An 18,672-nucleotide genomic window follows, 5' to 3' on the forward strand; every position below is an offset into this window, starting at 1 on the left:
CCATGTACGAAGGCGTTTCATTTATACCACTGACATGGACGGATATGCTCTACCTTGCCCCTGAGTTTATGCTGGCCGCCATGTTTTTGTTTCTTGTTGTATTGGATTTGTTCTTGCCGAAGCGCGTGAACCGAAAATTCACAGGGTGGCTGACGTTAGCGGGCATTCTTGCATCACTGCTGCTAGTCGTGCTCCGAATGTTGGATATGAATCAGGGCGGAGCATCTGCTGACTCTATCCATCTGTTAAGCAACAGCTACCGCATTGATGATTTCGCCAGCCTGCTGAAAATTGTATTTTTAACGGGTACTGCGCTTATCATCCTGCTCGCAATTGGATCGGATCGGGATGAAGAGGAGATAACAGACAAATCAGAGTATTTCTATTTGGTGCTTCCCGCGCTTATGGGCGCGATGATGATGGCTTCATCAGGAAACCTGGTTACGTTGTATATCGGATTAGAGCTTCTTAGTATTACAAGTTATGTATTGGTTGGCATTAGGCGCAAATCAACTTTGTCTGCTGAAGCGGCATTCAAGTATGTCATTACGGGCGGGATTTCCTCGGCGATGGTGTTGTTCGGCATGTCGTACATTTACGGCATAACCGGATCAGTCGATTTGGGTGTGATTGGGGATGCTTTGCCGCGGGCGATGCAGGATTTCAAAGCGCTTGCTTATGTGGGCTTCCTGTTTATGATTGCGGGATTCGGTATTAAGATTGCAGCGGCTCCGTTTCACGCATGGGCGCCTGATGTATATCAAGGGGCTCCAACGCCTGTGTCGGCTTTTCTAGCGGTCATTGCCAAAGGTGCCGCGCTGGCTGCTATATTTAGGGTTATGTTTAGCACTAGCTTATTCAGCGCAGCGGGAGAAGCGGCAAAAATATCAAATGATCTCTTCCTGGTCCTGCTGGTGCTGGCTGCTGCAGCGATGCTCGTCGGAACGACAGCTGCGCTTAAACAAAGGAACGTGAAGCGATTGCTGGCCTTGTCAGGAGTAGCCAATGCGGGTTACATGCTGGTGCCTATCGGTATTTCAATAACGATGGTTCATAGCAGCAACTTCTCTGAATTTGTTTATTATTTGGTTGCTTACTTGTTTATGACGATCGGAGCGTTTGCTGTCTTTACGGTAGTTAGCCGCGCATCGGGGCATGAGGAGCTGAAAAGCTTCGCGGGCATGTACTACCGAGCACCTTGGACGGCTGCGGCTATGGTAGTGTTTATCTTGTCTTTATCAGGCTTGCCGATTTCCGGCGGATTTTTTGGGAAGCTGTTTATCTTGCTCGGTGCAGCGAATGCTAAAGCTTATTGGCTCGTAGCCGTTATCGTCGTAAGCAGCGTCATTTCTTACTATTTCTACTTTGGCATTGTTCGTCAAATGTTCATGCGCAGCGGAGAAGAAAATAATGAAGTGCGAATATCGGGAGCAACGGGAGTTGTGATCTGGCTGTGTGCAGCAGCAACGATTGCACTAGGTATTTTCCCAGGACCGTTAATGCAATGGATTGATGCCATATTCTCGATCAAGGGCGATTTAATGATAATGGGATAAGCAGATTGTAGTAGAGTGATGCGAAGCATTCGTATTCTAGAGGTGTGAAAATAATAGGTCGTTTAAGTAGATGAGGAGCTGATGTCTATTTAAACGATCTATTTTTTGTTTAATCGATGAAGGGGATTTTCGAGGTGGCACAGGGGAAATAGAAAGTAGTTTATAAGCTAAAAAGCAGCATTATAGTTAAAGTTACTGTTAAGGACACAGACTGTAGCAGCAGTTTTAGATATGATGATAGTAATGGCTGGATTATAGTCATTTCTAGCATATAGCAAGAAGAGAGGAAGCTGTCTGACACTGTTTTAAACAGGGATTATGAGCAGAAATATAATTACAGTGTTTCAGCGGAGAATGTTGCGGGTAATGTGCAGCAGGGGGAGTATAGGTTCATAGTATAGTAGACATGAAGTACTATTCTATCTATGTGAACCAGTGTTGCCGCTCGTCTATATTTACCGGGAAATAATAGTTTGTGCCGAATACTGACGTTCCGAGCTATGGAGCGGGATAGTTGTAGGACTTTTGTCCTTTTTGTCTTACAGAAACAAGGGAATTGATACCTGTAAAGAGAAATTGTAGTTAAGGAATATCCAATTGAAAGTGGGAACAAACCATAACCCGTTTCATACGAAAAGGCAGAAAATGATGAGCACTCAAAAAGAACCAAAGCGATTACGAAATTCACAAATGATTAGTCAGAGCCCATCTGATGATCGACAGGGCTCTGCGCTCAAAAAGCATAAAGCTCGCTTGTCTAGGCAAGCAATCGCCATTGCCACGCTCGCCGCGCGCAAGCTCCTTCGTCGCGCGCTGCCCGCGCTGCTGATCGGGAGCATCACCCTCGGGGGCATAGCCCCCGCAGGGTTCGCTCCCGTAGCGGCGCCTATGGCGCTGGCCGCAGCATCGCCTGCGGCTGAGGGCGCCGAAGGCGCCGATGCAGAGCAGCCGCAAAGCTGGCTGCTCAAATGGCGTGACCCCGCGCTAGCGCATGAGCTGCGCGGGACAGAGGTGCTCCGCCGCCAGAATGAGGCGGCGGTCATGCTCGTACGTCCGGCCGCTGAAGGCGCGGACGTACAGGAATGGCTCGACCGGCTGCGAAGCCTGCCGGGCGTAGAGTACGTGCACCCGAATAATAGGGTGCATATGCTTGCTCTGCCTGCCGGCGAGTCGGAGGACGCAGCCTCGGCAGGCTCAGAGGCCGCGCGCAGCAATGCGCGGCCTACAGGCTCTTCTCCATCCAATGTATCACCGGCAGCTTCTGTACCTAACGAAGTATCGCCCGCAGAGACTCCATCGACACCGCCAGCGGCGCCGCAGGAGTCTGAGGCAGCTTCCACAGCGAAGATTGCAGCAGCAGCTACAGCACTGAAAGCAAATGATCCTGAGTTGTCTAAGCAGCTTTATCTCAGTCAGATCGGCGCGCAAAAGGCGTGGGAAACCGTTCGCGAGCAGCAGCAGCTTACGATAGCGATCGTGGATACAGGTGTTGATTTGGAACATCCGGATTTGAAGCCTAATCTTGTTCCAGGCGCTAATCTAGTGAGTCCTGGTGATTCGCCCGATGATGACAATGGGCACGGTACAAGTGTAGCAGGTGTTATCGCAGCTGTAGGAAATAACGGCATTGGCGTATCAGGCATACTGTGGAAAGCCAAAATCATGCCGATAAAAGCGCTGGATCACCGAGGTGACGGAACAGAGCAGGAGCTCGGCGAAGCCATATTGTACGCCGTTCGCAGCGGAGCAAGCATCGTTGTACTGTCGGTTGGCCTTCATCGATATTCTCCGTACATGCTCGACATTGTACAATATGCGGAAAGCAAAAACGTACTGCTCGTAGCAGCGGCAGGCAATGACGGCGTCACCTTTGGAGAGAAAGCTGCGGTAAAATACCCGGCAGCTTATCCGACGGTACTCGCAGTCGGTGGTGTCAAGTCGAATAATACGGTCGATAGTCGATCGAATCGAGGCACTGAGCTTGACCTTGTCGCACCTTGGAATGTATATACAACAGCCATTGGTGGACTCTATAAGAAAGAAGAAGGAACTTCAATGGCGGCTCCGCAAGCCGCAGCTGCTGCAGCGCTCATATGGGCTCGCTACAAGGACATGAAGCCTTACCAGATACGCGAGCTGCTGCGCCAAACAGCTAAGGATATTGGGCCGCCAGGTGCGGACAGCACGTCAGGCTACGGTGTGCTGCAGATCGACCAAGCGGTACGTTCAACCTTGAAGCCAGACGGCTTCGAACCGAATGAAACCCAATCAACTGCTGCAAGGTTTCAGCTGAACAGCCAAATTTCGGCTTTGCTGCAGGGCGTATCCGACCATGATTGGTATCAAATCGATGCGCCGTATGATGGCACGCTGACCATACAATACGAAGGGCTTGTTCCTAACGGAAAGATTGTTCCGCCTGTTAGGCTCACCCATTACATGAATGGCGTGAAGCAAAGTACGAGCGATACGAAGCTTGCAAGCAGGTCCATTGATCTTGAGGTTAAAAAAGGGCGGCAGCTCATTCATCTGGAGCTCATCAATCAGAGCAGCGACGATGAATTGCCTTATCTGCTGACGTCTACTTTTACGATGAAGCCGGACGATTACGAGAAAAATGATAAATCGTTTGAAGCCTATACATTGCAGCCTCGTACGCAGTCGATTACGGGCAACTTTCATCAAACCGCCGATCGCGACTGGTTTACGGTAACCTTTACGCAGAGCGGAAAGCTAAGTCTTACGCTTAGTACGAATACGGCACGTATTGATCCTGGGCTTGCTATACAGAAGGCAGGTCAGCAATTAATGGTGTACGATGATGAGGGTGAAGGGGAGACTGAGCAGTCACCAGTCATAACTGTGACTCCTGGTAAATATTATATTCGTGTTCACAATGCGATCTCCTCAGAAGCTAGTCCGACCATAGGCACCTACATATTGAAGATGGATTATATGCCAAAATATGATGATCCGAATGAACCAAACGATAAATCGTACGAGGCGTTTATGATTAATCCAGGTACGGAGTACCTTGGTGTAATTAGCAGCTACTCCGACGTAGATTGGTTTCAAATCCGGGTTTCAAACGCCAGCATCATCAGCATGACGGTAAACGGTGTGCCGCTTGACGTTGATTTGAGCCTCTTGCTCTATGATAAACGGATGAAGCAGCTTACGGCATCCAAAACAAAAGCAAGCGGGAAGCTCCAAACCGAAGAAAAGCTGCTGCAGCCTGGTGTGTATTACGTGAAGCTGGAAGCAGATGCTCCTTTTGACAAGCAGTATTATCGCTTAAAGGTGAAATCAGAGGAGTTGATTGCTGGATTCCGTGATATTAAAGGTCATTGGGCTCAAAATGAAATCGTCGCCTTAAACAAAAAAGGCATTATTAACGGAACAGGACAAAATCGCTTTGAGCCTAGACGCTCCATAACGCGAGCTGAGGCCGTTTCCATGGTTGTGAAGGCATATAAGCCAGCTTCATCTAGTCGCGTGCAAGGGAAGCGATTCAAAGACGTCCCATTAAAACATTGGGCGAATGATGCGATTACAAGGGCTGTAGAGCAAGGCTGGGTAAAAGGATTCCCGAATGGTGAGTTCAAGCCGGATCAGCCGATTACAAGGGCGGAAATGGCAATGATTATCGGTTATGCGGAAGGTGTACGGCCTAAGCTGCCTGTTATTGATCCGTTCGCCGATGTACCAAAGTCTCATTGGTCAGCACCCATGCTGTATGCCATGAAGTTGAACAAACAAATTGAAGGGATAGAATCAAATCTGTTCAAACCAAGCCTGCAGGCTAGCCGTGCAGACTACACGGTGCTGCTCCACCGATTTATCGCCTAATATTTTCATCAAACAAAATGGCTTCCAGTTACGTTAATAATATGAAGCAAGATAAATGCTGTTTGTAAAGCTGCTTGAGTTTGAAGCTTAAAACATGAAAAAGCTCAGGAGGCATCATGGACGTTAATTACGGTCTTATAAATGGTTTGCAAAACTACACCGGAATGACCGGGTTGTTTTCTATAATCATTGTTATTCTCAGCATTATTCTGGTGTGGTTTGTACTGCAAGAGGTGAAATGGGAAGCTTTTTTTCGTTTTCCAAAGAGTCCAAAAGCCCGTTTGTTTCAAGTATTTGTTGCTATTATTATGGGTCATTTGTTAGCAAAATTCATCTTGGAATATTGGGGCTACACCGTTCTTCTCAAATCGTTTGTCGAATAACAAAAGCGAAACATGTCAACAATGGGTAATACATGACGGTCTCAAAAAGCCGATGGCTTGCGAATAGGTATAAATCAGGACCAGTAATCGTACCGGGAACGTAGTTTTTTCGTGAAAAAGAGACGTTTTTGGAGAAAAAAGTCATAAAATGCGCTGGGAATGACATGTAAAAAATGGTAATAATATAACGCTTGTCGATTGGTGTAATTGAGTGATAAGATGAAGGTTGGGTAAAGTGAGATAAACCTTTTTTTTCACAAATAGGAAATAGAAAATGCAGTTCGCGGAGGGAACCAAAAGATGACCAAAATTATCGTCCGCGGAGGCCAGCGTTTGAAGGGAACGGTCCGTGTTAGCGGAGCAAAAAATGCAGTACTCCCCATTTTAGCGGCCTCATTATTGGCGACAGAAGGAGACAGCGTCATCTATGACGTACCCCTCCTCGACGACGTTATGACGATTCAGAAGGTGCTTGCCTCATTAGGCGCACAATTATCCTATAATAATGAAACGATGCGCATTACAGCGCAGACCATTACGACTTATGAAGCTCCTTATGAGCTTATTCGAAAAATGCGGGCATCCTTCTTAGTTATGGGTCCTCTTCTTGGTCGGATAGGCAAGGTAAGAATTTCGTTGCCTGGCGGCTGTGCGATCGGCACTCGTCCGATTGATCAGCATTTGAAGGGCTTTGAAGCGATGGGCGCTGAAATTACGCTTGGGCAGGGCTTTATCGAAGCCAGCACAAAGACGCGTCTTAAGGGTGCGAAAATTTACCTAGACGTAGCCAGCGTAGGCGCAACGGAAAATATTATGATGGCAGCTGCTTTAGCAGATGGCACAACGATTCTTGAGAATGCAGCCAAAGAACCGGAAATCGTGGATTTGGCCAACTATATCAATGCTATGGGCGGCAAAGTTCGTGGCGCTGGTACAGGAGTTATTCGTATTGAAGGCGTGGACCGGATGTATGGCGCAGCCCATAATGTAATTCCTGACCGTGTTGAAGCAGGCACGTACATGATTGCGGCCGCTATTACAGGCGGTGACGTATTCGTTGAAGGTGCAATTTCTGATCATTTGACGCCGGTAATCTCTAAGCTGCAGGAAATGGGCGTAGAAATTACGGAGAGCGATAACGGAATTCGTGTACAATCGAGCAAGCAATTGAAATCGGTTGATGTGAAAACATTGCCGCATCCAGGTTTCCCAACAGATATGCAATCTCAAATGATGGCTCTTCTCCTCGTATCTGAGGGAACAAGCGTTGTAACGGAAACGGTTTTCGAAAATCGTTTTATGCATGTCGAGGAATTCCAGAAGATGAACGCTCAAATTAAAGTCGATGGACGTACAGCTATCGTTAATGGCGGTATGCCGCTAACGGGTGCAAAGGTATGCGCTACCGATTTAAGAGCAGGAGCAGCACTTATTTGTGCGGCTTTGCGGGCGGAAGGCGAGACTGAAGTAACAGGTCTGCATCATGTGGATCGCGGTTATGTTAACATTACAGGCAAGCTTGCAGCTCTTGGGGCTGATATTCATCGTATTGAGCTGATTAGCGAGGAAGACACGGCGGCAAGCAAGCCATCCGTTTCGGTCCAAGTTACATCGGCAGTGCGTGATACAGCAGCTGTAGTGGCGATCTCTTCAACGTCTTCTGATGTGGATACAGCTGCTTCCTTTAAGCGTGAGAAAGAGGTTGCGGTTCTCAAAGTTCAGCCGACGTGGGCTTAATTTCCGTTAAGAACAAGATAAAGAAGCTGTTTCAAATAAGTCGCAAAGGGCTTATCTGAAACAGCTTCTTTTTGTTTGGACAATCTATACTTTTGAATTATTTATTAAGTATAATAAGGCTAACCATTTAGCTATAATGGTTACTACTACTGCAATAAGCAAAGGGGCGGCCATGGCAACGATACACGATGTGGCAAAAATAGCGAACGTATCCGTGACGACGGTTTCCCGCGTTTTAAACAATCGGGGTTATATTAGTGAAGCAACGAGAACGAAGGTTTATCAAACGATGGAGCAATTAAATTACCAGCCGAATGAGATTGCCCGCTCTTTACTAAGAAAACAATCTAACGTCATTGGTCTTATTATACCTAGTGTAGCTCATCCGTTTTTCAGCGAGCTCGCGAATCACATAGAAAACTATGCTTATGAGCTCGGCTTCAAAATGCTGCTTTGCAATTCCCAGCTTGACCCGCAGAAAGAAAAGGATTATATCGAAATGCTGAAGCGCAATCGTGTGGATGGCATTATCATGGGCAGTCATACGCTTCAGGTCGATGAGTATAAACATTTGAACTCGCCAATTGTCACGATTGATCGTCAGATCAGCAGTGAAATTCCGTATATCTCTTCCGATAATTATGCAGGCGGGAGCCTTGCGGCACAATTGCTGGTTAGTGAGGGCTGCAAAAAAATTGCGCATATATGCGGTAATTTGGAGCTACATTTGCTCGCAAATCAGCGTACAGAAGCGTTTCAAGCCGTGATGAAAGAGAAGGGGATCGAGCATGTCATCATTCAGACTGATATGAATGTGTTTGATCAACTCCAGTACGAGCAAATTATACATCAGCTGTTTCAGGATCATCCCGATCTGGATGGCATTTTCGCTACGAGTGATATTATTGCTGCTTTTGCAGTTAAGGAGTGTGTGATCGCCGGCAAACGAATCCCGGAGGATGTGAAAATTATCGGTTACGACGATATTAGCGCAGCCAGATGGCTCACGCCGGAGCTGACAACGGTGAAACAGCCGATTGCAGAAATTGGGAAAATGGCGATTGATTTGATTATGAAGCAGATGAACGAGGAAGCTTTCGAATTCGAAAGTATTTTACCGGTTGAACTGATTAAACGAGCTTCTACATAGATTAAAAAAACGTGAAAAACCCAAGTGCAGCAAGGGTTTTTTATTTTTTTAAAAGTTATGTCAATCGTTTAACATGTCAAACGATTGACATACTCTTATTCACAATTATATAATACGTTTTGTAAGCGGTTTACACGATCGGTAAATCGTCTTTCAATCTTTTTCAATCTCAAAAAATTGGGGGCAATCAAATGAAATCATTGAAATGGATGCAAGCGATAGCATTATCGCTAATGGTAGTTATGGTTGTAACGGCATGTGGTAATTCGAATAACGCGGGATCGTCTAATGGAGGTTCTGCAGTAAAGATATCGTTGCTTAACTCGAAGGGCGAGATTCAAGCCCAACTCGAAGAGGCTGCGAAAGTATTTAAAGAGGATAATCCTAACATTACGCTTGAAATTATACCGGTACCGGCAGGACAGTCCCCTTTTGAGAAAGCGTCTGCGCTTTATGCATCAGGAAACCCGGCTACCATTACGATGCTCGATACAGGAGATGTTGAGAAATTCAAGGATCGTGTTCTTGATCTTAGCGGTGAGAAGTGGATGGCGGATGCCGTTGACCGCAGCACGGCGCTAACGACATTTGATGGTAAAAACTACGCTTTCCCGCTTGCAGTTGAAGGTTATGGTTTTATTTATAACAAAGCGGTTGTAGAACAAGCGGTAGGCGGAACATTTGATCCAGCAACGATTAACACAACAAGCGCACTTGAAGAGCTGTTCAAGAAAATCGAAGCTTCGGGAAAAGCGCCGCTTATTATCTCTCCAATGGATTGGTCGCTGGGAGCACATTATTTGCCGCTGGCTTACGCGGGTCAATCAGCTGATACGGCTGCAGTTGCAAAGTTTATAGACGATTTGAAGGCTGGAACAATCGATTTAGCTAGCAATACGGTTTTCAATGGACTAATGGATACGTTCGACGTCATGACAAAATACAATATCGACAAAGCTTCCCCATTGTCCGGCACCTATGAGCGCGGTCCAGAGGTGCTCGGTAAAGGCGAGGTAGGCATCTGGTTCCAAGGGAACTGGGCTTGGCCGCAAATTAGCAGCTTTGATACGGCAAGCGGACAATACGGCTTTCTACCTGTCCCTATAAGCAACAATCCAGATGATTTTGGCAATACACAAGTGTCTTCTGCGGTTTCGAAGCGTTTGGTCATCGACAAGGAAAAAAATACGGCGGAGCAGCAGGCTGCTGCAAAAACGTTTTTGGAGTGGATGGTATACAGCGAGAAGGGGCAAGACTTCCTCGTGAACAAAGCGAATATTATTCCAGCGTTCAAGAACATTACACTTGAAGCGAAAGATCCGCTTGCAAAGTCTATTTCTGAACATATCGCAAACGGCAAAACAGAGGATTCAATCAGCACGCTGCCAGCTGACCACTGGGCTAAGCTTGGCGCATCGATGCAGAAATATTTAGCAGGTGCTTCGGATCGTGCGGAGTTGACGAAAGATATTGTGGAGTATTGGAAGACGGTTAAGTAATCCTTAATAGCTTATAGAAGGCTTACCCCGCCAACCGACGGGGTAAGCTGTTTACTCTTTATCGTTTTTTTGAATTACAAAACCATGCTTGAATGTGAGGGATCATGATGATAACGGAAAAAGGGCTGTGGAATCGATTGCGATTGCGGCTGCTGTTTACCGGACCGACTTTGTTTGCTTTTCTTGCTGTAATGATTATTCCATTCTTGTATGGGATTTATTTGACCTTTACGAATTGGGATGGTATATCGACGACAAGCAGTTTGGTTGGATTTGAGAATTACGTAGCGGTATTCAAGGATGCTGTTTTTTGGAAGTCATTTTTGCTTACCTTAAAATATGTTTTTATTTCAGTTGCCCTTATTAATGTAGTTGCGTTTTTGCTAGCCTATGTATTAACGAGAGGATTGAAGGGGCAAAGTATTTTTAGAGCCGGCTTCTTTATTCCCAACTTGGTAGGCGGCATTGTACTCGGCTTTGTATGGCAATTTATTTTCTCGAATGTACTCGTGTATCTAGGCAAAGAATGGGGTATTCCGTTATTCAGCTCCTCATGGCTGGCTGACCCGGACAAAGCCTTCTGGTCGATGATTATCGTCACGGTATGGCAATATGCCGGTTATATGATGGTTATTTATGTAGCTGGGCTTATGAATGTGCCTAAGGATATTTTAGAGGCAGCAAGTATTGATGGTGCGAGCCTATGGACGAAAATGCGCAAAATGATTTTGCCGCTGATGGTTCCATCGTTTATCGTCTGTATTTTCCTATCACTGCAAAGATGCTTTATGGTTTATGACCTGAACGTTTCACTCACAAAAGGCGGACCGTTCAAAAGTACGGAAATGGTATCGATGCATGTATACGAGAAGGCATTTTTATCGCGGGATTATGGCGTAGGCCAAGCAGAAGCATTTGTCCTGTTCCTGCTGGTGGCGACGATTACCATAGCACAGGTTTATTTTAGCAAGAAGCTGGAGGTTGAGGCGTGATGGAGAAAAAGAACCAATGGCTCGCATGGACGAAGTTCATCGCCCTCTTCGTTATTTTAGTTCTGTTCGTCGTTCCTTTCTTTATGCTGCTCATCAACTCATTTAAGGAAAACAAGGCAATCACATCAAGTCCGCTTTCCTTGCCGGATAGCCTAAGCTTCACGAACTATACAAATGCATTTGAAAAAATGAACTTCATATCGGCATTTATGAACTCTGTAGTCATAACTGTGCTTAGCGTGGTGCTTATCTCTATTTTAGCTGCAATGACGGCTCATTATTTTGTGCGAAATCAAACAAAAACGAACCAATACATGTTTTTCCTTATGGTTGCGGCTATGATCATACCTTTCCAGGCCATTATGATCCCTCTCGTCAAAATATACGGAACCATTGGTCTTCTTAATAGCAAATGGGCCCTTATTTATATGTATGTCGGATTTGGCAGTCCGCTGGCCGTCTTTATTTATCATGGGTTTGTAAAAAGCATACCAGCTGAGCTGGAAGAAGCGGCGCTTATCGATGGCTGCACGCGGACGCAAACTTTCTTCCGTATCGTATTTCCGGTGCTTGCTCCGACGACGGTTACGATTGCCATTTTAAATGTATTATGGATTTGGAATGACTTCTTATTGCCTTCCCTCGTGTTAATTTCGCCGAATGAGCGGACATTGCCGTTGTCTACTTTCTATTTCTTCGGTACGTATTCGGTTGATTATGGACCATTAATGGCAGGGCTTATGCTGACCATATTGCCTGTGCTTGTTGTCTACTTGTTTGCGCAGAAATATATTATCCAAGGAGTCATGCAAGGCTCAATTAAATAATAAGTAAGGGTTGGATGCTTTATTTTGTATACAAGAGAAAATGCCGACACATTTATTGCAGAACGCAAGTATTTGTTGAAAGAGGAATACCGCCTTGCTTATCATTTAATGAGCGAGTTTGGCTGGATGAATGATCCGAATGGTTTTGTTTATTATAACGGTGAATACCATATGTTCTATCAGCATTATCCATATCAGCCCGTATGGGGGCCTATGCACTGGGGACATGCGGTTAGCCATGATCTCATCAAGTGGAAGTACCTCCCGGTTGCTCTTGCGCCCGATCAGGATTATGACCGTGACGGCTGTTTCTCTGGCAGTGCTGTTGAGCGGGATGGTAAGTTGTATTTAATGTACACGGGACATTTGATAACGGGGCCTAATAGAGAGCTTGATTATAGTCAAAATCAAAATATCGCTGTTTCCGACGATGGTATCCATTTTGAGAAGCTGGCTAGCAATCCTGTCATTGGTTCAGACCAAATACCGTCAGGATTCAGCCAGAAGGATTTCCGAGATCCGAAGGTATTCGAGCGCGACGGTATTTATTATGCAGTTTTAGGGTCAAATGATGGACAGGGACGCGGACTTATTTTGCTATATCGTTCAACGGACCTTGTGAGTTGGAGTTTTAGCGGGGAAATCGCGCGCAGTGATGGGAAGCTTGGCGACAACTGGGAGTGTCCTGATCTGTTTGAGCTCGGAGGACACGATGTGCTGGTAATGTCGCCGCAGCGTATGCCAGCGCAAGGAGATGACTATCGTAATCTGCATTCCACTACCTATATGATTGGACGCTTGGATATTAAGCAAAGCAGCTTTCAGTATGATCGGTATGAGCCGGTTGACTGCGGCTTTGATTTTTATGCTCCGCAAACAACAGTTGATGAAAAAGGCAGACGCATTATCATCGGCTGGATGGAGGCATGGGAACAAGAAATTCCGACGCAGCTTGGGCATTACTGGGCCGGCGCTATGACTTTGCCGCGCGAAGTTATTTTGCAGGGTGAGTCGTTATTGTTCAAGCCGCTTGAGGAAATGAAAAATTACCGGAAAAATGCTTATGAGGCAAGCGATATTAACTTATCAGATGTTGTTAAAGATATGGGAGTTAGCGGTGATTGTTATGAGCTGGAGGTCGTGTTCCAGGCAGATCAAGCCAAGGAATTTGGTTTGAAGCTGAGGGTGCATGGCGAAGAAGAAACCGTATTGTCTTATCAGCAAGCGGAAGGTAAATTCCGATTTAATCGCGATAAGTCAGGAATTGGTCTTGGCGGTGAGCGCAGGACGAGTGTTGAACTGAAGGATGGTTTGCTGGCTTTGCGCATCTTCGTCGATAAATCCTCCGTCGAGGTGTTCATTCAAGGCGGCGAGAAGGTGATGACAGGCCGTATTTACCCAGGTACTGAATCTCTCGGCATATTCGCCTACGCAGAAGGTGCTTGTACTATGGTATCCTTTAAAAAATGGGACATCAGCTAGGAGGGCTTAATCTGTCTAAACTATATACGATTGGTGAAGCGTTAATTGATTTTATTCCGGATACTCGCGGCATTGAGCTCAAAGATGTCGTTGGTTTCACGAAGGAAGCAGGCGGCGCTCCAGCTAATGTTGCTTGTGCGGTTGCGAAGCTAGGCGGCAGCAGTGCATTTATAGGCAAGCTAGGTAAAGATGCTTTCGGTGACTTTCTCTTGGAAACGATGAAAGCGTCAGGTGTTGATACCCAGCATGTGCTTCAAACGAATGAAGCAAATACTGCTCTTGCGTTTGTAAGCTTAAAAGCCGACGGGGACCGCGATTTTTCTTTCTACCGAAATCCAAGTGCCGATATGCTGCTTTCAGAGGATGAGATTAACGAAGAGTGGTTCGCTAAAGGAGATATTTTGCACTATTGCTCAGTAGATCTTATTGAGGCTCCTGTGAAATATGCGCATCTCAAAGCGATTGCGGGGATGAAAGCAGCAGGAGGACTCATCAGCTTTGATCCTAACGTGCGCCTGCCGCTATGGGCAGATCATGAGCAGTGCAGACAAACGATACTGCAATTCATTCCTTTGAGCCATCTTGTCAAAATAAGCTCGGATGAGCTTGCTTTTGTGACGGGAATTGAAGACGAGAAAGAGGCTATTGCTTCTTTGTTTGTCGGAGACGTTCAAGCTGTTGTATACACAAAGGGAGCGGATGGTGCGGTGTGGTATACGTCTTCCTACGAAGTATCTACTCCTGGCCAGAAAGTAGCCGTTGTGGATACGACTGGGGCTGGCGATGCTTTTATTGGAGCGCTGCTGTACCAGATGCAGCGAAGTGAAGAAGCGTTAAGCGAAATGAATGCCGATACGGCCAAACGTTTGGTTTCGTTTGCGAACGCCGCCGCTGCTCTTACGACAACAAGAGCAGGCGCGATTTCGTCGCTGCCTGTTTTGCAGGAGCTTCCTCCTTTGTAATCAAAGCTGTATCTATTTAGAGAGTATGTTTTTTCTCGCCAATTCGGGAGAATGAAACATACTCTTTTTTTGAATGGATAACTGAATGGCTATAAGTCCTCGCAAACGTTAATAAATGTGCATGCAAGTGAAAGTTTGTAATTGGGTAAGCACTTGTCATAGAATGAATTAAAATAATGGTTTTGGCAGAACGAAGGGTGTGTTGTCCATTGGCTACGATGAAAGTCATTGTTGCAGAAATCGAAAAAGAATTAGAAGTAAAAGAAATAGAAATTAAGGGAAACATCTATGACGCATTAGATGAAATAGCTGAAGGCAACGTAGAATCTATCACGATATGGAATGATGTTGTTTTATGGTTTAACATGGATTTGCAGTCCGATGGGTCAGCATTCAATTTCCATCTGACCGAGAAATCGCGAATTAGAAACCAAGATGAATACGAGCCTAAAGTATCCGTTATTGGAAATGCTATTTTCACTGGAACGGATGAAGATGGTGAACCCGTTGGAATGACGGAGGACGAAATTAAGGCTGTCATGAGTAACTTCATTGACCGCAAAACATACCACCAATTCACTAGAATATAAAGAATGAGGGCGGAGAGGGATCTCCGCTCTTTTTTAATTCCGTTAATATCGTTATTCAGTAGGAACCCTGTTATTACTGAACTTTTGCTGCCTTACGTAATCTTTTACATCATACGCCTGCTCCCTACTGAACACTAGATGGGGGCTTTTTGTCGTCAAGCTTGTTCATCTTCCGTTCATTTTTGAATGCTATAGTCGATCTCACTAAGACCAATGGAAGGTGGATTAAAGCAGATGAAGAAGTGGACGATAGGGCTCGGCATTTTAATCATTTTAGCCGCGGCTGGAGCAGGTGCCTATTATTTTTATTTTGCTAAGGATAAGGAAGCAGCAGGTGTAATGCCTACGTCTCTGACGGTGCAGGCGACAAAAGGGTCAATCGTAAAACAAATTAGCGGGACAGGTTCGGTAGCAGCTAATTCGAGGGAATCGGTGACTGCTGGCAAGAGCGGCACCATAGCTACTGTGAATGTCAAAAAAGGAGATAAGATTAAAGCGGGACAAATTCTTGTTACCTTTGAGTCTGCGGACGACAATGATGACAAAATTAAATCGATCAATAAAAGCATCACAAAACTACAAGAAACGATTACTGAATACCAACAAAGCTATAAGGAAGCAACGGGCACTGAAAATGAAGAGGCCACGAAGGCATCGCTTCAAAAGAATATTAAAAATGCAAACGATGAGATCGCAGACTACCAGGATCAACTACAAGATATCTATGAAGCACAAGCAAAAGAGGAAAAAGTAGTGACAGCCTCCATAGATGGCGAAGTTACCGAAATGTCTATTGAGGTAGGCGATGAGGTGAATGCCAATACGGCAATAGCTACAATTGTAGATTATACGAAGCTAGAATTTGTGACATCTGTGGATGAGCTTGATATATCTGCTTTAAAGGTTAATCAATCGGCAGATTTGTCCTTAAGCGCGCTGACTGACAAGAAGATCAATGCAACCGTATCGGATATTGCGATGGAGGGTACTTCCAATAACGGTTCATCTTCATTTGAAGTGAACTTATTGCTAAAGAACATTGAAGGCGTGAAGGCGGGGATGTCTGGTGAGGCAGCCATTACAATTGCGTCTAAGGAAAACATCATTCTTGTACCAGTAAATGCTGTCGTCGAAATGGGCACAAGGTCTTTCGTTCGTATTCCGTCTGAAAATGGCGGAGCGGGTACATCGGCAGGCGCTGGACAGGCTGGGCAGCAGCAAGAAGGGGCAGCTGCTCCTGGTGGAGCTGTAGACGGGAAACAAGGAACGGCGACCGGACAAGGCAATACAACAAGCGGAGCACAGAAAGCTCCGACGGGGGGAACGGGAACAGGAGCTGTGAGGCAAGGTGCTCAGGGTGCGCAAGGTAATGGTTCAAGAGCAGTCGCAGGCCAATCCATTGCAGCTGATGGAACGGCTTCAGCAGGTCAATCGGGAGCAGGTCGCGCAGCCGCTGGTGGCGGATTTGCAGCTGGCGGTCGTGGCGGCCGCATGCCGGATGCGCTTGGCGGCCAACTGGTTGAGGTGACCACAGGACTCAGCAATGAAAATTTTGTGGAAATTGTCTCAGGGCTAAAAGAAGGGGACAGTGTGCTTGTTCCGATTGCCCAAGGAACGGCTGGCATGGGCAGCAGCTCTGCGGAGATGACAATGCGGCAGGGCGGCTTTGCTGGCGACGTAATGGTCTTCCCAGGAGGCATGGGCGGAGGAATGCGGACTGGAACAGGTGGTCCACGATGAGTTCAACGCTGAATGCTCCATTAATAGAAATGAACAAGATCACGAAGTTTTATACGATGGCGCGTGAAAAAATGACAGTGCTCCATGAGGTCTCACTTACGGTTGCACGCGGTGATTTTCTAGCCATCGTGGGTCCATCCGGCTCTGGAAAATCGACGCTTATGAATATTATTGGCTGTCTTGATTTGCCGAGCGAAGGAAGCTACAAGCTTGAGGGGCTTGAGGTGACTGGACAAAGCGATAATAAACTGACAGAAATACGAAATAAAAAAATTGGATTTATTTTTCAAGGGTATCATTTGCTTCCGAAGCTCACAGCACTTGAGAACTGCGAGCTTCCGCTTATTTATCGGGGGCTGCCGGGCAAGGAGAGACGTATGCGTGCGATGGAAGCGCTGGATAGAGTAGGGCTCGGTGATCGTATGAACCATCGCCAAAACGAGCTGTCGGGCGGGCAGCAGCAGCGTGTTGGCATTGCACGCGCTCTGGCGACTAATCCGCCCATACTGCTTGCCGATGAACCAACAGGTGCGCTTGATTCTAAGACAGGCATGGAAGTGCTCAATATGATGGATGAACTGCATCGCTCAGGTCAGACTATCGTTTTGATTACACATGATATGGAAGTAGCCAAACGAGCAAGCCGTACGGTCATTATTCGGGATGGGGTGTTGACGGAGCGGGAGCAAGAGAGGAGGGACAGCGATGAAGCTTACGCAAGGTCTCAGGATGGCAGTCAAGAGCGTCTTATCCAACAAGCTTAGAACAATATTATCGATGCTCGGTATATTGATTGGTGTTGCAACGGTCATTGCGCTTGTTGCTATGGGAAAGGCTTCCTCCAATGAAGTGGCTAAGCAGGTATCTTCCCTTGGCAGCCCTAACTCGCTCTCCGTTAATATACTTGGACGTGGAACAGTTACGACGCTGTCAGTCGATGAAGCGAATGAGCTTGGTGATGTTATGAATATTGCGGGTGTTGCGCCTGTGACGAGCACAACAGGATATGCGAAATACGGCAAGACGCAGGTATCCGTTACCGTAGAAGGAATAACCGCCGCTTATGAGGAAGTGAAAAGCTTTCCCGTACAGGATGGCAGGTATATCGCCTCTCCAGATATAACAAACAACACAAAGGTTGCGCTTATTGGTGTGGAGACCGCGAAGGATTTATTTGAGGATGAGAGAGTGGACCCTGCGGCGGCAGTAGGGAAAAAGATAACTATTAACGGTTATAATTTCACGATTGTTGGATTGCTGGAATCGCAAGGAAGCTCACTCAGCGGCTCAAATGACGAGAAAATATTAATTCCGATAACGACGGCTCAGAAAATATTTCAAACAAGCGGCGTTTCTACTATTAACTTAATTGTCTCGGATATAGATCGTATGGCTGCGACGGTTACTGCCGTAGAAGCTGTTCTCTATGAGAAATTCCGAGGCAATGAGAATGCCTACAGGGTGTTTAATCAAGAGGAAGCGATGAAAACATTAAATTCCGTTAATGAAACGATGAACAGGCAGCTCATTTATGTAGCGATCATTTCTCTTATCGTAGGTGGAATCGGCATCATGAATATTATGCTAGTGTCTGTAACAGAGCGAACGCGAGAGATTGGCATTCGTAAATCATTGGGAGCAAAAAAGCGGGATATTATGTTTCAATTTCTAGTAGAGGCGGTGTGCATCAGCGGTTTGGGAGGCGCACTAGGAATTGGACTTGGATATATCGCCTCTTTTACTATTGGAATGATTATGAAGACGGAAACGGAAGTACCTTTAGATACTGTATGGTTAGCTTTTGTCTTTTCTGCCCTCGTAGGCGTTATATTTGGCTATTTGCCTGCAAATAAAGCGGCTGGTCTGCGGCCGGTTGACGCGCTTCGCCATGATTAGACTTTAAGG

Annotated in this window: 14 protein-coding genes; all 14 read left to right on the forward strand. The window is 46.1% G+C overall.

Translation table 11 applies throughout. The features are described 5' to 3' along the window. The first annotated feature begins 2 nt into the window (after positions 1 to 2). The 14 genes from AC1DOV_RS18115 to AC1DOV_RS18180 all read left to right on the forward strand — a co-directional run bounded on the left by AC1DOV_RS18115 (position 3) and on the right by AC1DOV_RS18180 (position 18,663). Entirely contained in the window at positions 3 to 1,556 is a 1,554-nt protein-coding gene (locus tag AC1DOV_RS18115) for an NADH-quinone oxidoreductase subunit N (RefSeq protein ID WP_477550660.1), read from the forward strand. Positions 1,557 to 2,201: 645 nt separating this feature from the next. Next, positions 2,202 to 5,405, forward strand: a complete 3,204-nt coding sequence (locus AC1DOV_RS18120; protein WP_477550661.1) for a S8 family peptidase — start codon at positions 2,202 to 2,204, stop codon at positions 5,403 to 5,405. A gap of 116 nt (positions 5,406 to 5,521) precedes the next feature. Beyond that, positions 5,522 to 5,788 (forward strand): DUF1146 family protein, encoded by a 267-nt coding sequence (locus AC1DOV_RS18125; protein WP_076266234.1) that lies wholly within the window; start codon positions 5,522 to 5,524, stop codon positions 5,786 to 5,788. Between the two features lie 300 nt (positions 5,789 to 6,088). Continuing rightward, positions 6,089 to 7,525 carry a UDP-N-acetylglucosamine 1-carboxyvinyltransferase gene (murA, locus tag AC1DOV_RS18130; protein WP_477511482.1) on the forward strand — a complete coding sequence of 479 codons (1,437 nt, stop codon included), beginning with the start codon at positions 6,089 to 6,091 and terminating at the stop codon, positions 7,523 to 7,525. 172 nt (positions 7,526 to 7,697) lie between these two features. Further along, positions 7,698 to 8,675 carry a LacI family DNA-binding transcriptional regulator gene (locus AC1DOV_RS18135; protein WP_477550662.1) on the forward strand — a complete coding sequence of 326 codons (978 nt, stop codon included), beginning with the start codon at positions 7,698 to 7,700 and terminating at the stop codon, positions 8,673 to 8,675. A gap of 191 nt (positions 8,676 to 8,866) precedes the next feature. Next, complete coding sequence (locus AC1DOV_RS18140; RefSeq protein ID WP_477550663.1) at positions 8,867 to 10,174, forward strand: ABC transporter substrate-binding protein; 1,308 nt, start codon at positions 8,867 to 8,869, stop codon at positions 10,172 to 10,174. 107 nt (positions 10,175 to 10,281) lie between these two features. Next, entirely contained in the window at positions 10,282 to 11,166 is an 885-nt protein-coding gene (locus AC1DOV_RS18145; protein ID WP_441874703.1) for a carbohydrate ABC transporter permease, read from the forward strand. Further along, positions 11,166 to 11,993 (forward strand): carbohydrate ABC transporter permease, encoded by an 828-nt coding sequence (locus AC1DOV_RS18150; protein WP_441874844.1) that lies wholly within the window; start codon positions 11,166 to 11,168, stop codon positions 11,991 to 11,993. The genes AC1DOV_RS18145 and AC1DOV_RS18150 overlap by 1 nt, the downstream gene beginning before the upstream one ends. Before the next feature lie 24 nt (positions 11,994 to 12,017). Further along, a complete protein-coding gene (locus tag AC1DOV_RS18155) occupies positions 12,018 to 13,475 on the forward strand; it encodes a glycoside hydrolase family 32 protein (RefSeq protein ID WP_441874704.1) in 1,458 nt (485 codons plus the stop codon). Between the two features lie 11 nt (positions 13,476 to 13,486). After that, positions 13,487 to 14,437, forward strand: coding sequence for a carbohydrate kinase family protein (locus AC1DOV_RS18160; protein WP_477550709.1), 951 nt, complete (start codon positions 13,487 to 13,489; stop codon positions 14,435 to 14,437). Between the two features lie 218 nt (positions 14,438 to 14,655). After that, on the forward strand, positions 14,656 to 15,027 hold the full coding sequence (locus AC1DOV_RS18165; RefSeq protein ID WP_477511547.1) for a DUF3846 domain-containing protein: 372 nt from the start codon (positions 14,656 to 14,658) through the stop codon (positions 15,025 to 15,027). 234 nt (positions 15,028 to 15,261) lie between these two features. Beyond that, a complete protein-coding gene (locus tag AC1DOV_RS18170) occupies positions 15,262 to 16,767 on the forward strand; it encodes an efflux RND transporter periplasmic adaptor subunit (protein WP_477550664.1) in 1,506 nt (501 codons plus the stop codon). Next, positions 16,764 to 17,531 carry an ABC transporter ATP-binding protein gene (locus tag AC1DOV_RS18175; protein WP_477511487.1) on the forward strand — a complete coding sequence of 256 codons (768 nt, stop codon included), beginning with the start codon at positions 16,764 to 16,766 and terminating at the stop codon, positions 17,529 to 17,531. The genes AC1DOV_RS18170 and AC1DOV_RS18175 overlap by 4 nt, the downstream gene beginning before the upstream one ends. Continuing rightward, positions 17,473 to 18,663, forward strand: coding sequence for an ABC transporter permease (locus AC1DOV_RS18180; RefSeq protein ID WP_339205386.1), 1,191 nt, complete (start codon positions 17,473 to 17,475; stop codon positions 18,661 to 18,663). Before AC1DOV_RS18175 ends, AC1DOV_RS18180 begins: the two co-directional genes overlap by 59 nt. Positions 18,664 to 18,672: the final 9 nt, after the last annotated feature.

The organism is Paenibacillus sp. 01T47 (assembly GCF_056398245.1).

Excerpts from the sequence above, each read along its gene's own strand:
- AC1DOV_RS18115 (WP_477550660.1), top strand. The coding sequence starts at position 3 with ATGTACGAAGGCGTTTCATTTATACCACTGACATGGACGGATATGCTC.
- AC1DOV_RS18120 (WP_477550661.1), top strand. The coding sequence starts at position 2,202 with ATGATGAGCACTCAAAAAGAACCAAAGCGATTACGAAATTCACAAATG.
- AC1DOV_RS18125 (WP_076266234.1), top strand. The coding sequence starts at position 5,522 with ATGGACGTTAATTACGGTCTTATAAATGGTTTGCAAAACTACACCGGA.
- murA (WP_477511482.1), top strand. The coding sequence starts at position 6,089 with ATGACCAAAATTATCGTCCGCGGAGGCCAGCGTTTGAAGGGAACGGTC.
- AC1DOV_RS18135 (WP_477550662.1), top strand. The coding sequence starts at position 7,698 with ATGGCAACGATACACGATGTGGCAAAAATAGCGAACGTATCCGTGACG.
- AC1DOV_RS18140 (WP_477550663.1), top strand. The coding sequence starts at position 8,867 with ATGAAATCATTGAAATGGATGCAAGCGATAGCATTATCGCTAATGGTA.
- AC1DOV_RS18145 (WP_441874703.1), top strand. The coding sequence starts at position 10,282 with ATGATAACGGAAAAAGGGCTGTGGAATCGATTGCGATTGCGGCTGCTG.
- AC1DOV_RS18150 (WP_441874844.1), top strand. The coding sequence starts at position 11,166 with ATGGAGAAAAAGAACCAATGGCTCGCATGGACGAAGTTCATCGCCCTC.
- AC1DOV_RS18165 (WP_477511547.1), top strand. The coding sequence starts at position 14,656 with ATGAAAGTCATTGTTGCAGAAATCGAAAAAGAATTAGAAGTAAAAGAA.
- AC1DOV_RS18170 (WP_477550664.1), top strand. The coding sequence starts at position 15,262 with ATGAAGAAGTGGACGATAGGGCTCGGCATTTTAATCATTTTAGCCGCG.
- AC1DOV_RS18175 (WP_477511487.1), top strand. The coding sequence starts at position 16,764 with ATGAGTTCAACGCTGAATGCTCCATTAATAGAAATGAACAAGATCACG.
- AC1DOV_RS18180 (WP_339205386.1), top strand. The coding sequence starts at position 17,473 with ATGAAGCTTACGCAAGGTCTCAGGATGGCAGTCAAGAGCGTCTTATCC.